This window comes from Enterococcus sp. AZ120, from assembly GCF_050546165.1.
GTDB lineage: Bacteria > Bacillota > Bacilli > Lactobacillales > Enterococcaceae > Enterococcus > Enterococcus faecalis.
On sequence record NZ_CP172950.1, the window covers coordinates 1998348 to 2012029 of the forward strand.

Annotated in this window: 11 protein-coding genes and 1 tRNA gene; 2 read left to right on the forward strand and 10 right to left on the reverse strand. The window is 38.6% G+C overall.

What is annotated here, in order from left to right:
- Positions 1–11: 11 nt before the first annotated feature.
- A tRNA-Thr gene (locus tag IGJ46_RS09560) sits at positions 12–84 on the reverse strand.
- Positions 85–242: 158 nt separating this feature from the next.
- Here IGJ46_RS09560 and IGJ46_RS09565 point away from each other — a divergent pair.
- Entirely contained in the window at positions 243–479 is a 237-nt protein-coding gene (locus IGJ46_RS09565; protein ID WP_002381528.1) for a hypothetical protein, read from the forward strand.
- A 73-nt stretch (positions 480–552) separates the two neighbouring features.
- Here the strand turns inward: IGJ46_RS09565 and IGJ46_RS09570 are convergent, their stop codons facing one another.
- The 8 genes from IGJ46_RS09570 to IGJ46_RS09605 form a co-directional block, all read right to left on the reverse strand.
- A complete protein-coding gene (locus IGJ46_RS09570) occupies positions 553–825 on the reverse strand; it encodes a membrane protein (RefSeq protein ID WP_002356625.1) in 273 nt (90 codons plus the stop codon).
- 105 nt (positions 826–930) lie between these two features.
- Positions 931–1560: a uracil phosphoribosyltransferase gene (gene upp, locus IGJ46_RS09575; RefSeq protein WP_002356624.1), complete on the reverse strand. Its 630-nt coding sequence runs from the start codon at positions 1558–1560 to the stop codon at positions 931–933.
- A 131-nt stretch (positions 1561–1691) separates the two neighbouring features.
- Entirely contained in the window at positions 1692–2930 is a 1239-nt protein-coding gene (glyA, locus tag IGJ46_RS09580; RefSeq protein ID WP_218391219.1) for a serine hydroxymethyltransferase, read from the reverse strand.
- A gap of 75 nt (positions 2931–3005) precedes the next feature.
- Entirely contained in the window at positions 3006–4028 is a 1023-nt protein-coding gene (locus IGJ46_RS09585) for an L-threonylcarbamoyladenylate synthase (RefSeq protein WP_002356622.1), read from the reverse strand.
- A gap of 43 nt (positions 4029–4071) precedes the next feature.
- Positions 4072–4905, reverse strand: coding sequence for a peptide chain release factor N(5)-glutamine methyltransferase (gene prmC / locus IGJ46_RS09590; protein WP_070415724.1), 834 nt, complete (start codon positions 4903–4905; stop codon positions 4072–4074).
- Positions 4898–5971, reverse strand: coding sequence for a peptide chain release factor 1 (prfA, locus tag IGJ46_RS09595; protein WP_002356619.1), 1074 nt, complete (start codon positions 5969–5971; stop codon positions 4898–4900). The genes prmC and prfA overlap by 8 nt, the downstream gene beginning before the upstream one ends.
- An 11-nt stretch (positions 5972–5982) precedes the next feature.
- Positions 5983–6567, reverse strand: coding sequence for a thymidine kinase (locus IGJ46_RS09600; RefSeq protein WP_002356618.1), 585 nt, complete (start codon positions 6565–6567; stop codon positions 5983–5985).
- A 226-nt stretch (positions 6568–6793) separates the two neighbouring features.
- Positions 6794–8311, reverse strand: coding sequence for a flavocytochrome c (locus IGJ46_RS09605; protein WP_002356617.1), 1518 nt, complete (start codon positions 8309–8311; stop codon positions 6794–6796).
- A gap of 369 nt (positions 8312–8680) precedes the next feature.
- Here IGJ46_RS09605 and IGJ46_RS09610 point away from each other — a divergent pair, with 369 nt between their 5' ends.
- Positions 8681–10096 (forward strand): TrkH family potassium uptake protein, encoded by a 1416-nt coding sequence (locus IGJ46_RS09610; RefSeq protein ID WP_165548609.1) that lies wholly within the window; start codon positions 8681–8683, stop codon positions 10094–10096.
- A 36-nt stretch (positions 10097–10132) separates the two neighbouring features.
- Here IGJ46_RS09610 and nifJ read toward each other — a convergent pair whose 3' ends face one another.
- Positions 10133–13666 carry a pyruvate:ferredoxin (flavodoxin) oxidoreductase gene (gene nifJ / locus IGJ46_RS09615; protein ID WP_218391220.1) on the reverse strand — a complete coding sequence of 1178 codons (3534 nt, stop codon included), beginning with the start codon at positions 13664–13666 and terminating at the stop codon, positions 10133–10135.
- Positions 13667–13682 lie beyond the last annotated feature (16 nt).

The window sequence follows — 13682 nt, forward strand, 5'->3', positions numbered from 1 at the left end:
GTTTTTTTAGATGCCAGCTGCAGGGATCGAACCTGTGACCTACGCGTTACGAGTGCGTTGCTCTACCAACTGAGCTAAGCTGGCCTGAAACAAATCTATTATAGGACTTTCTACTTTATTTGTAAAGTCTGCTTGTTATTTATTTATGCAAAATCTCTTTAAAATAAGCCAAATAGCGACTTTACAAACTTTTTTCTGAAAATGTGGTATAATAGAGATATCAAGAAAGGATGGTTTTTTGTATGTCAAATTTTAATGGTATGGTTACTCCTGTTGTTCCATCGGATGCTGGTAAGGATTTCGCCGTTGACACCCATGTTACTTTTCTTGTTCACGGACAGCCACAAACAGGCGTTGTTACGAAACAATTAAAAAATGCCGCTGTCGTCGAAATTGACGAAACGCAAAAAAACAATCACTTAATGGTGCACAGCAATGGTGTGATTGTTATTAATTACAAACAATTGAAAAAGATTTAATTCTTCAAGCGTGGGAAATTTCCCCCGCTCTTTTTTATGTACAGAATTGGAATACTTTCCAATTCGTCGGAAACTATAATGCTGTAATAAACGCAAAAAAACCAAAAATAATTCCAGGAACATTAGCAAAAATAATGGACTTATCACGTGTTTCTCCATCGTCTCCATATAGCCCGTGAATCGTCCAAAAAATACAATTAATCATTGCCACTAATGGTTGCGTCGGATTGCCTTTTTCCCCATGTAAATTTCCATAAATTTGTGGAATATATGAAACATACATCAAAACTGACATCACACTAGCAATCACAGCGATAGCGTGTAAGACTTTTTTATTCTTTTTCATAGCTACTCCTTTGTTTTTTTATTTTTTATTATACACCTAGAAAAGTTCTTTAAGCAAAAGAAAACCGTTAGTAACCATAATCGGTTACCTAACGGTTTTTTGTTATTATTTTGTTCCGAATAAACGGTCACCAGCATCCCCTAAACCAGGAACGATATAGCCGTCTTCGTTTAAGCGCTCATCTAAAGCTGCTGTATAAATATCTACATCTGGGTGCGCTTCTTGTAAAGCTTTCACACCTTCTGGAACGGCCACTAGACATACAAATTTAATGTTGCTAGCACCACGTTCTTTTAAGGAATCGATGGCCATAATTGCGGAACCACCTGTTGCTAGCATTGGGTCAACAACAAATAATTGACGACTTGCAATGTCTTCAGGTAATTTCACGAAGTATTCATGTGGTTGCAATGTTTCTTCATCACGGTAAAGTCCAACGTGTCCAACTTTCGCTGCTGGAATTAATTCTAAAATCCCATCAACCATGCCAATGCCGGCACGTAAAATAGGAATAATTGCTACTTTTTTCCCTGAAAGTGTTTTTTGTGTTGATTTACCCATCGGTGTTTCGATGACAACATCCTCTAAAGGCATATCCCGTGATACTTCATAAGCCATTAACATAGCAATTTCGTTGACAACTTCGCGGAAAACCTTTGTCCCACAGTTCTTTTCGCGAATCATTGTTAGTTTGTGTTGAATTAGCGGATGATCAATTACTTGAAATTTTCCCATATCTATTCTCCTTCATTATTTTATTCTTTCTTATTGTAAAACAAAAGAGCCTAGGACACAAGTTGAATTCCTTAAATCCTAAGCTCCGACTCTTATTTGTACAGAGAATCGCGCTTCAGCTATCCCTGATGTTAGTTATATAATGGATATTTTTTAGTTAGCGCTGCTACAGCTGCTTTGACTTCATCATGAACTGCTGTATTTTCTGGATCTTTTAAAACTTGGACGATTAATTTAGCAACTTCTACCGCATCTTCTTCTTTAAAACCACGTGAAGTAATCGCAGGCGTTCCAATACGGATACCACTTGTTTTAAATGGACTTAATTGTTCAAACGGAATTGAATTTTTATTGACAGTAATATTTACACTATCTAAAATAGCTTCTGCTTCTTTTCCATTTAAACCAAAACCTGTCACTTCAATCAGTAATAAGTGGTTGTCTGTTGCCCCACTAATTAAACGAGCTTCTGGCGCTTGATTGAAAACTTTCGTCATCGCTTGTGCATTTGCAATCACTTGCTGACTATATTCAGCAAAACTTGGATCCAAAGCTTCTTTAAAAGCTGCGGCTTTTCCAGCAATCACATGTTCCAATGGGCCACCTTGAATGCCTGGGAAAATACTACTATTTACTTTTTTCGCCAATTCTTCGCTATTTGTCAAAATTAAACCGCCACGAGGACCACGCAATGTTTTATGGGTCGTACTTGTTACGATATCAGCATACGGAACTGGATTTGGGTGCAACCCTGAAGCTACCAAGCCTGCAATATGCGCCATATCAACCATTAACTTGGCATCTACTTCATCAGCGATTTCACGGAAACGTTTGAAATCAATCGTTCGTGAATACGCACTTGCGCCAGCAACAATTAATTTTGGACGATGTTCTCTTGCTAAAATTCGCACGACATCGTAATCGATTACTTCTGTTGAAGGATCCACTCCATAACTGACAAAATTATAGGTTTTGCCACTAAAGTTAACGGGCGAACCATGTGTTAAGTGACCACCAGCTGATAAATCCATCCCCAAAATGGTATCACCTGGTTCAACCAATGAAAGGTATGCCGCTGTATTGGCTTGAGAACCTGAATGGGCTTGTACATTCGCGAATTTTGCACCAAATAATTCTTTGGCACGATCGATAGCTAAATTTTCTACGATATCGATAAATTCACAACCACCATAGTACCGTTTATCAGGGTAACCTTCTGCGTATTTATTCGTTAAAATACTTCCTTGGGCAGCCATAACTGCTTTTGACACGACATTCTCAGATGCGATTAGTTCCAAGTTATTTTCTTGGCGCTCTTCTTCTCTTGCAATTGCATTCCATAAATCTGGGTCATACGTTTTGTAATCCATTCAAACAACACTCCATTTTGTTTTCTTTTGTCTGATTGTATCATACTTCTGTGTCAGCTTCGTTACAAATACCTCTTATTTTTCAAAAAATTTTTGATTAGCTGATTTTTTCAAGCGATTCATGTAAGCAGTGCCTAAACCAGTTTCTGCAAATCCTTGCGCAAAAATCGTGGTAGCTCCTTGCTCATCTAACGCTCTTAACCCTGCAAATAGTTCTTTTGTGGCATTTTCAACCGTTTCTGCACCATAAGAATAAACAAACGCATTTTCTGTATCTAGTTGTGCTGCCTGTTCATCACTTAAAAATAAGCCGATTTTTTCCTGTTGTTCTTTTGCTTGCTGAATCGCCGCTTGCCATTCTGCTGTTTGACCGCTTATAATCCAAACTTCCGCATCAGGAGAATAGTGTTTGTATTTCATCCCTGGCGCTTTGGGTGCTGCAGTTTCACTAATCAAATGTGTATCGATTTTCACTTGGGGAATAATGCTTTCCAACTGCTCTTTGGTAATTGCTCCTGGTCGTAAAATAACTGGCACACCATCTTCCGCCGTTAAATCCAAGACCGTTGATTCCACCCCAATCTGCGTTGGGCCATCATCTAATATGGCAGCAATTTTCCCCTGCAAATCATGATAAACATGCTCTGCAGATGTTGGACTAGGCTTGCCAGAAGTGTTCGCACTTGGTCCGACCAATGGAACATTGGCTTGTTCAATCAAAGCTAAGGTCGCTTGGTTATCTGGCATACGAAAAGCGACTGTCTCTAAACCACCTGTTACTGTTTTAGAAAATGTATCGCTAGGCACATTAAAAATTAAAGTTAATGGTCCCGGCCAAAAGGCAGACACCAATTTTGTAGCGACTTCTGGTAAGGTCGCTACGTATTTTTTGACCATCTCAACGTTGTTCACATGAACGATCAATGGATTATCACTGGGGCGGCCTTTTACTTGGTAAACTTTTTTTACTGCCGCTTCATTTAAGGCATCGGCACCTAAGCCATAAACAGTTTCTGTTGGAAAAGCCACTAGCTCGCCTGCTTGAATGGCTGCTGCTGCTTGGGCTATTTCTTGTTTGGTTAATTTTTTTGTTTCCATTGCAAATCGCTCCTTCTAGAAAAGTGGCGACGAAGAACCTTAGTTACTCGGCTATCGCGAGGCGATCGTTGCCAGATAAATCTTTTTCAATTTTAATTGTTTTTTGTGGATAGGCGGCGCTCAATAATTCTTGGAGGGCCGCGCCTTGTTGAAACCCTATTTCAAAATAAATTTTACCGTCTGCTTTAAGCATCGTTTGACTTTCATGAATTAATTGTTGGTATAAAGCCAAACCGTTATTTTCAGCGAATAAAGCGGTTTTAGGTTCATACGTTCGGACACTTGCATCCATTAAATGCCATTCTTGTTCACTAATATAGGGCGGATTAGAAATAAGCAGATCAATTTTTTCAGAAGCAACTGGCTGTAAGCCATTCCCATGATAAAATTCGATGCCAGCACCTAATGCTTGCGCGTTTTGTTTAGCGACAGTCAACGCTTTCTCTGAAAGATCAATGGCAATAACTCGCCAGTTGGGCCGTGCCAGTTTCAAGCTAATCGCAATGGCACCTGTCCCTGTTCCGACATCCACGACCGTCAAAGGAGTATCTGGATTGGCTTTTAAGCAACGCTCGACTAATTCTTCTGTTTCTGGTCTAGGAATCAAAGTATGTTCATTAACAATAAAGGAATGTCCATAAAATTCAGCTTGTCCTAGTAAATATTGTGCTGGGTAATCTGTCAATAATTGGGCTAAATCCGTTTTTAATTGTTTCTCTTCTTCTTTGGGCATTTCTTCTTGCATATGCAGGAGCCACTGCGTTTTATCCCAACCTTTACGTTCTAAAAAAACATAGCGAATAGCATAGCCTTCTTTGCCTTGCGCCTCTAAAAAAGAAGAAGCCCAGTTAAGGACTTCAAAGTAACGTTTAGCCATTTTGCATCTCTTCTAATTTCGATGTTTGATCATATAAGACTAATGCATCAATGATTTCATCTAATTTGCCAGCAAGAATCTGGTCTAGTTTTTGGATGGTTAAACCGATACGATGATCCGTTACTCGATTTTGCGGGAAGTTATACGTTCTGATTCGTTCTGAACGATCTCCGGTCCCCACCGCCGATTTACGGTTAGCATCATATTCACTTTGTGCTTCTTGTTGAATTTGGTCATACACACGAGCACGCAAAACTTTCATTGCTTTTTCACGGTTTTTTAGCTGTGAACGTTCATCTTGCATTGCGACTACGATTCCTGTTGGTAAATGGGTTAATCGAACAGCCGAAGCGGTTTTATTGACGTGCTGTCCACCAGCGCCACTTGCATGATAAATATCGACACGGATATCTTTATCAGCTAATTCGATTTCGACTTCTTCCGCTTCCGGCATAACTACAACGGTTGCTGTCGATGTATGAATCCGTCCTTGTGATTCTGTTGAAGGAACTCGTTGCACGCGGTGAGCGCCACTTTCATATTTTAATTTTGAAAAGACGTTATCTCCTGAAATCATCATAATTACTTCTTTATATCCACCGATTCCAGTGACGTTCGCTTCTAAAACTTCCGCTTTCCACCCTTGTGCTTCTGCATATTTTTGGTACATATTAAATAAGTCGCCAGCAAAAAGTGCGGCTTCATCGCCACCGGCTGCACCACGGATTTCCATGATGATGTTTTTATCATCATTTGGATCTTTTGGTAATAATAAAATTTTAATGCGGTCTTCTAACACTTCTTTTTCTTTTTTCAAATCAGAAAGTTCTTCTTTCGCCATTTCGGCCATTTCCGCATCTAAGTTTTCACTTAAAAGTTCTTCGGCATCGCTAATCCCTTCAACAACTTGTTTATATCGGCGATAAACCTCAACCGTCTCACGTGTATTAGCTTCTTCCTTCGATAATTCCATGAAACGTTTTGTATCACTAATGACTGCTGGGTCACTTAATAATTCGCCCAATTCCTCATAGCGATCTTCAATAGATTGTAATTGATCGTACATAGTGTCTCTCCTTACTGTTCTTCATTCACTGTTTTTGGATGAAAATAATGTTTGCGACAAACAGGATAGTAGGCTTCATTCCCACCAATTTGGACTTGATCCCCTTCATAAACGGGTTTGCCATCAATATAGTGCAAGTTCATAGTTGCTTTTTTATGACAGAACCAGCAAATCGTTTTTAATTCTTCTAATTTGTCTGCATATAAAAGTAAATACTTTGAGCCTTCAAATAATTCATTTCTAAAATCATTCTTTAGCCCAAATGCCATTACTGGAATATCTAATTCGTCAACAATTCGTGCAAATTCAATGACATGATGCTTGTTTAAAAATTGACATTCATCGACTAATACGCAAAAAGGTTTGTAAGACAAATCATTAATCAAGTCAAAGACATTGGTTTCTTCAAAAATTGGAATAGCATCTCTGCGTAATCCGATGCGACTGGATACTTTCCCGACACCATCACGTGTATCTAGTCCACTGGTCATCAAAACAACTGGTTTGTCTTGTTCTTCGTAATTGTGTGCTACTTTTAAGATTTCAATGGTTTTACCACTGTTCATTGCGCCATACTTGAAAAATAATTGAGCCATGTTCACTACACCTTTCCGTTAGTTCCTTACGTATTTTACTATATTTTTAGCAAAAAAGCAGTATTTTTAGCTAAAATGGTCGTGCATTTTTCTGAAAAAAACAGAATCTACGCCAAAGTCATTTTAGCAGGGCTGTTTATACTCCAACTAATGATCCTGCTAGTATGCAATAAAAAAGCCCGAAATTGTAGTTATTTGACTACAATTTCAGACTTTTTAATGCTAGTTATTTTTGAGCAGAGGCAAATTCTGCTGATTGCGTACCTGCTTGACGACCATAAATGATAATATCGGCGATGGCATTGCCTCCGATACGGTTTTGACCATGTAAGCCACCTGTTAATTCACCAGCAGCATATAGACCTTTAATTGGTGTGCCATCTTCACGTAAAACTTCTGTTTTCGTGTTGATTTTCACGCCACCCATTGTGTGGTGAATCCCTGGTGCAATTTTAATTGCGTAGTAAGGCGCTGTGCTTAAGTCAGCTTCCATGCCAGTTGTCCGGCCAAATTGTTTGTCATCTTTGGCATTAACATCTTGGTTCCAAGTATCAATCGTTGCTTTCAATGTATCGGCAGGCATGCCAATTTTTTCAGCTAATTCTTCAATCGTTTCACCTTTTTCCACGAAACCTTTTTGATCATAGAAATCAATGGCTTTTGCACGGTCGCGAACGCCTTGGTCAAAGACTAAATAAGCTGATTTTTCTGGTAAGGCATTGATTGCTGCAGAAACTTTGTCGCGTGTATCTAACTCATTAACAAAACGTTCTCCTTTTTGAGAAGCCAAGATTGCGCCTTCTCCACGAACTGCTTCACCAATTAAGAAAGCATCGCTTTGTTGAACAGTTGGGTGAATTTGAATTTCTTTCATATCCACTAACGCACCGCCAACTTTTTGAATCATTTGGATACCGTCACCTGTTGTGCCTTCTTGGTTCGTTGTAACATAGTTTTTCAATTCTGGTTTGTATTGTGTAATTAATTTTTCGTTGGCACCGAAACCACCTGTTGTGACAACGACTGCTTTTGCTTTAACTGTTTTTTCTTTATCATCTTTCATTTTCACTTTTACGCCATCAATTTGACCGTTTTCTTCAACTAAGTCTGTCACGTCAGCATCAACAAACAATGGAATTTTTTCTTCGCGAACGTTACGTACTAAACCGTCAACTAGATAGCCCCCAATTGCTGATCCGTCAGCAGGTCGGTGTGTGCGTTTTTCGCTCATTCCACCTGTAATCGTTAAATTGCTCAATGTAATTCCTTTTGTATCTAACCAATCAATTGCTTCAGCTGAATGATCAACAAAATAACGTAGTAATTCTTGATCGTTGGTTCCTTTACCGCCTTTTAGTGTTTCTTCAAAGAATTTATCGTTGCTATCTTTAATGCCTTCTTTTTCTTGGAATTTTGTTTGTGAAGCATTCATTCCTGAAGACGATTTAATTGTATTCCCACCTGCAACAGGCATTTTTTCTAAAATAACTGGATTCATGCCAGCTTCTTTGGCTTGTAATGCAGCGGTCATCCCCGCACCACCTGAACCAACAATAACAACATCATAACTGTCTTTTAGTTCACTTGGATCTGTATAACCATTAGCAGAGGCACCAGATGTTGCTTCTGTTTTTTCAGAAGACGCTTTTGTTTTACCAGCGGCTTTTTCTTGATCGCTTGTACAACCTGTTGCTGCACCTAATAATAACCCTAGGGAAAGAACTCCCATTAACACTTTTTTCATTGTTTTCCCACCTTATAAACTATTGATTTCTACCAACACAATTTCTTATTTTTCATTTGAATAAAAATAACAGTTTGTTACATAAAGTGAACACATTCACATATCAACCGAAATAAAAAAGCTACCACTACTTTTTAAAGTTGTATCGTTAGACAAACTGACCAATTAGCAATAAGTTGTTTGGGGAACAACCTATTTTTCTATTCTTTCATAAAATATCATGTTCTCGCTTGTTTGTGGATGTTTTCCAATTATTTCTAACGAATTTCTTATTTTTATTTGTCATTTCAAGGATTTTCTGGCAGAATTATTCGTTTGAGGCGAAAAGTTTTGGTATACTTAGTTTAATTAGAATTGGGAGGTTATCTAGTGAACCATACACGTTTGCTGTGGCTGGCACAGCGAAAAAGCGATCGATTTATTCGCAAAAATTTTTCATCTATTCAAATCATCGTCGCTTATTACATATTAATGACGGTTATTTCTTATTTATTGTTTTGCCTCCCTATTTTCAGAGAACCTGACTCGCGTGTTCCTTTTATTGATTTATTTTTCTTAGCAATCAGTACAGTCAGTGTTACTGGACTCACCACAGTCGATATTAATTCGGTTTTTAATGATCGTGGGATCGTCTTATTGGAAGTTCTTTTCCAAGTTGGTGGCTTAGGGATTATGATGATTTCAACGGTCTTTTTTATTTTATCAAAACGGCGAATCACATTAAAGCAACGTCAGTTAATTATGACTGACATGAATCAGCCGCGACTGAGCGGAATTGTTCGACTGATCCGCACCACTTTTTTGATTTTAATTTGGTTCCAAGTAATCTTCGGCTCGCTCTTTTCGCTTTATTTTTATATAAGTGGTTATTATACGAACTGGCGAGATGCGATATTTTATGGATTTTATCAAGCTATTTCTGCAGTGACTAATTCCGGCTTTGATATTTCAGGTGATTCAATTATTCCTTTTGCTCATGATTATCTCTTTTTACTGGCAATTATGTTCTTGATTTTTATCGGCGGGATTGGATTTCCCGTTTTACTGGAAATTCATGAGTGGTTACATTTTAAGAAAAAGAACTTTCGTAAGAAGAAACGAGGCTTGCCTTTCCGCTTCTCATTGTTTAGTAAAATTGCTTTGCTAGCGTTTATTGTTCTGTTTATTGGTGGGACTATTTTGATTTACTTATTAGAAAAAGATCACCTATTTTTGACAATGAATGAAAGTGGCCGTTGGGTAAGTTCGATGTTTTATTCGATGACTACACGAAACGCTGGCCTCCAAATTAATGATTTAGGGGACTTCCAAATTACAACGTTGATTATTTTCTCTGTGTTAATGTTTATTGGTTGTAGTCCTAGCTCTGTTGGTGGTGGTGTTCGAACAACGACTGTTGCGATTATTGGCTTGTATTTGTTAGCCTTTTTAAAAAGTGAAGATGATATTAGCGTCTTTAGCCGTAAAATAGATGACGATGATGTCAAAAAATCGATTGTCGTCTTCATGTTATCTTTGATTATGTGCTTTTTCGCTGTCGTCTTTTTGTCAGCCACTGAAAATCTGCCCTTGATTTCAATCATTGTGGAAGTCGCTTCTGCCTTTGGGACAACCGGTCTTTCTTTGGGCATTACAGACGATTTAACAACAGTAGGTAAATTAATGATTGCCTTATTAATGTTTATTGGACGTATTGGTATGCTTTATACCTTAATGATTTTTGTACCAAAAGAAACACGTGACTTAGGCTACGAATACCCTTCAGAAAAAATTATTATTGGATAAAAAAACAAAGCCTCTCAAGTAAGAGGCTTTGTTTTTTTATTTTTTCATATGTGTGACTAGTTTGTTATAACTTTCAGAGCGTTCAATTGCATCTTCTTTAGTTTTATCAAGTAAATGTTCGACTACTTCTTGATTCTCTTTAATTGTATGCAACGCAGAGTAACGTGTTTGTTTTTCAAGGAAATCACGCATTTTGTCAAAATCTGTTTTCTTGTAGTCAATGACCATCGGATCTTTGCCTTTCTTAACTAACTCTGGATTATAGCGATAAAGTGGCCAATAGCCAGATTCAACGGCTTCTTTGGCTTGATCTAACGTCCGAACCATTCCACCTTTGACCCCGTGATTAATACATGGGGTATAACCAATGATAATTGATGGGCCTGGGTACCGCTCCGCTTCGTCAATTGCTTTAATCGTTTGCATTGAGTTTGCGCCTAAAGCCACTTGTGCAACATAGACATTCCCATAAGTGATTGCCATCATCCCTAAATCTTTTTTAGAGGTATGTTTCCCACCCGCTGAGAATTTGGCAATGGCTGAAGCTGGTGTAGCTTTAGATGTTTGTCCGCCTGTATTGGCATACACTTCGTTATCCATAACAAAAATATTAACATCTTCCCCACTAGCAAGAACATGATCAATGCCGCTAAACCCGATATCATAGGCCCAGCCATCGCCGCCGACAATCCATTGACTCGTTTTCACTAGTAAATCTTTTTGTTCGTAAATTTTTGTTAAAAGTGGATCTTCATCGGCTTCTTCACTTAATGCTGCCGCTAGTTTGGTTGCTCGCTGTTGTGTTCCTTCCCCTTCAGCCATGTGTTCCAACCAATCGTTTAACAAGGCTTGAAGTGAATCTGATCCGACGTTTTTAGCAAGACTTTCTTCAACCAGACTAGCTAAATGTTGACGTTTCGTTCGATTGGCAATATACATACCATAACCATATTCCGCATTATCTTCAAACAGCGAATTACTCCAAGCTGGTCCTTGGCCACATTCGTTCGTTGTATAAGGCGTCACCGGTGACGAACCACCCCAAATTGATGAACAGCCTGTTGCGTTAGCAATCATCATTCGATCACCAAATAGTTGCGTCAACAACTTAATATAAGGTGTTTCGCCACAGCCTTCACAAGCACCTGAAAATTCCATCAATGGCTGGTTAAATTGGGAACCTTTAACAGAAAGTTTTTTGACTGGGTTGGCTTTTTGTTTAAGAGTCATCGCAAAGGCCCAATTCATCGCTTGCTCTTTCTGAGTTTCATAAGGTTTCATTAAAATCGCCTTGTCTTTCACGGGACATGCCTGAACACAAAGACCACAACCTGTACAGTCTTCTAAAGAAACTTGGATACGATACATCAACCCATCTGTGCCACGCATTTCGCGCATGGCAAAACCTGCAGGTGCTTCTTTCAGTTCTTCTTCATCCGCTAAAAACGGTCGAATAGCCGCATGTGGACAAACAAAGGCACATTCATTACACATCGTACACTTATCCATTTGCCACTCAGGCACTTCTAACGCAATGCCACGTTTTTCATAAGCCGCAGTGCCCATAGGAATGGCACCGCCCTTCATTCCGTTTTCAATCAAATCTGAAACGGTCAGCTGATCCCCTTCTTGACGATTGATTGGTTCTAAAATATTTGTCACAAAAGCTGGAGCTTCCGACTCTTGATTTTCTGGCTCTAAAACAATGGTTGCCCAATCTTCTGGAACTACAATTTCTTGCAGCGATTCAAAGGTAGCATCAATCGCTTGGTAATTTTTTTCAACAATTTCCATTGATTTTTTTCCATAAGTCTTTTTCACTTCTTCTTTAAGTAACGGTAAATATTGCTCTTTCGTTAAAATATCTGTTACTTCAAAAAAGGCAGTAGACATCACTGTATTGATCCGACGGCCTAAGCCTACTTTGCGAGCTAACTCAACCGCATTGATAATATAAAATTTGATTTGGTGCTCCCCAATATATTTTTTTAACTTAGCCGGTAATAAACGATGAATCTTTTCTTGATCCCAAATAGTATTCAGTAAAAACGTTCCGCCATCTTTTAAACCTTTTAACAGGTCGTATTTATGCAAATAGGAAGCATTATGACAAGCGATGAAATCTGCTTGTTCAATTAAATACGTGGAAGTAATTGGCTCTTTACCAAAACGCAGATGCGAAACGGTTAAACCGCCTGATTTTTTAGAATCATAACTAAAGTAAGCTTGTGCATAAAGGTCGGTATGATCTCCGATAATTTTAATCGCTTGCTTGTTTGCTCCCACAGTTCCGTCAGAACCAAAGCCCCAAAATTTTGCTTGGAAGGTAGTATCTGGCGTTAAATCTAAAGTAGGTTCTTCTGGCAATGATTGATAGGTTACATCATCAACGATCCCTACCGTAAAACGTTGTTTTAATTCTTTAAATGGCAATAACAAATGATCATAGATCGCTTTAATTTGATTAGGCGCTACGTCTTTAGAGCCTAACCCATAACGTCCACCAATCACAATTGGTCGATTTTCATGTTGATAGAGAGCGCTTTGAACATCTAGCAATAACGGTTCCCCTTCGGCTCCCGATTCTTTTGTTCGATCTAAAACCGCAACCTTTTCTACTGTAGCTGGTAATTTTTCAAGAAGGTTTTCGGTAGGAAATGGACGATATAAATGAATATTGATAAAACCAACTTTGCGTCCTTGTTGATTGAGATAGTCGACTGTTTGTTTGATTACTGGCGAAGCCGACCCCATTGAAATAATGACTTCTGTTGCATCTTCAACCCCGTAATAATCGGTTAAATCATACGTTGTTCCACGAAGATTGTTAATTTTTTTCATGTATTTTTGAACAATTTTTGGCATTTCTTCGTAATTTTTATTGACTGTTTCTCTTTGTTGAAAATGAATGTCAGGATTTTGAGCGGTCCCTGAAACAGTGGGATGATTAGGATTCATGCCTCCCATTCTAAAACGAGTTACAGCTTCCTGATTCACCATTTCTTTCAGGTCATCATAATCAATCACTTCGATTTTTTGTAGTTCATGGCTCGTTCTAAAACCATCAAAAAAGTTTACAAAAGGTAAACTACCTTCTAAGCTAGCTAAATGAGCAACTGCCGACAAATCCATCACTTCTTGAACACTCGATTCTGCTAACATACAAAAACCTGTTTGGCGGGTAGCCATCACATCGCCATGATCACCAAAAATACTCAACGCACTTGTCGTTACTGCCCGAGCCGCCACGTGGAACACAGAAGGCAGCAATTCTCCTGCGATTTTATACATATTGGGAATCATCAACAGTAAACCTTGTGAAGCAGTATAAGTAGTGGTTAACGCACCTGTTTTTAACGAACCATGAACTACTCCCGCTGCCCCAGCTTCTGATTGCATTTCAATAACTTGAACTTTTTGACCATAAATATTTTTTAAACCACTTTCCGCCCATTCATCTACCAACTCAGCCATTGTTGAACTTGGTGTGATAGGATAAATAGCGGCAACTTCTGTAAACGCATATGAAATATAAGCCGCTGCGGTGTTTCCATCCATTGTTTTTTTCATTTTTTCACCTTTTATC

Excerpts from the sequence above, each read along its gene's own strand:
- IGJ46_RS09565 (WP_002381528.1), top strand. The coding sequence starts at position 243 with ATGTCAAATTTTAATGGTATGGTTACTCCTGTTGTTCCATCGGATGCT.
- IGJ46_RS09570 (WP_002356625.1), bottom strand. The coding sequence starts at position 825 with ATGAAAAAGAATAAAAAAGTCTTACACGCTATCGCTGTGATTGCTAGT.
- upp (WP_002356624.1), bottom strand. The coding sequence starts at position 1,560 with ATGGGAAAATTTCAAGTAATTGATCATCCGCTAATTCAACACAAACTA.
- glyA (WP_218391219.1), bottom strand. The coding sequence starts at position 2,930 with ATGGATTACAAAACGTATGACCCAGATTTATGGAATGCAATTGCAAGA.
- IGJ46_RS09585 (WP_002356622.1), bottom strand. The coding sequence starts at position 4,028 with ATGGAAACAAAAAAATTAACCAAACAAGAAATAGCCCAAGCAGCAGCA.
- prmC (WP_070415724.1), bottom strand. The coding sequence starts at position 4,905 with ATGGCTAAACGTTACTTTGAAGTCCTTAACTGGGCTTCTTCTTTTTTA.
- prfA (WP_002356619.1), bottom strand. The coding sequence starts at position 5,971 with ATGTACGATCAATTACAATCTATTGAAGATCGCTATGAGGAATTGGGC.
- IGJ46_RS09600 (WP_002356618.1), bottom strand. The coding sequence starts at position 6,567 with ATGGCTCAATTATTTTTCAAGTATGGCGCAATGAACAGTGGTAAAACC.
- IGJ46_RS09605 (WP_002356617.1), bottom strand. The coding sequence starts at position 8,311 with ATGAAAAAAGTGTTAATGGGAGTTCTTTCCCTAGGGTTATTATTAGGT.
- nifJ (WP_218391220.1), bottom strand. The coding sequence starts at position 13,666 with ATGAAAAAAACAATGGATGGAAACACCGCAGCGGCTTATATTTCATAT.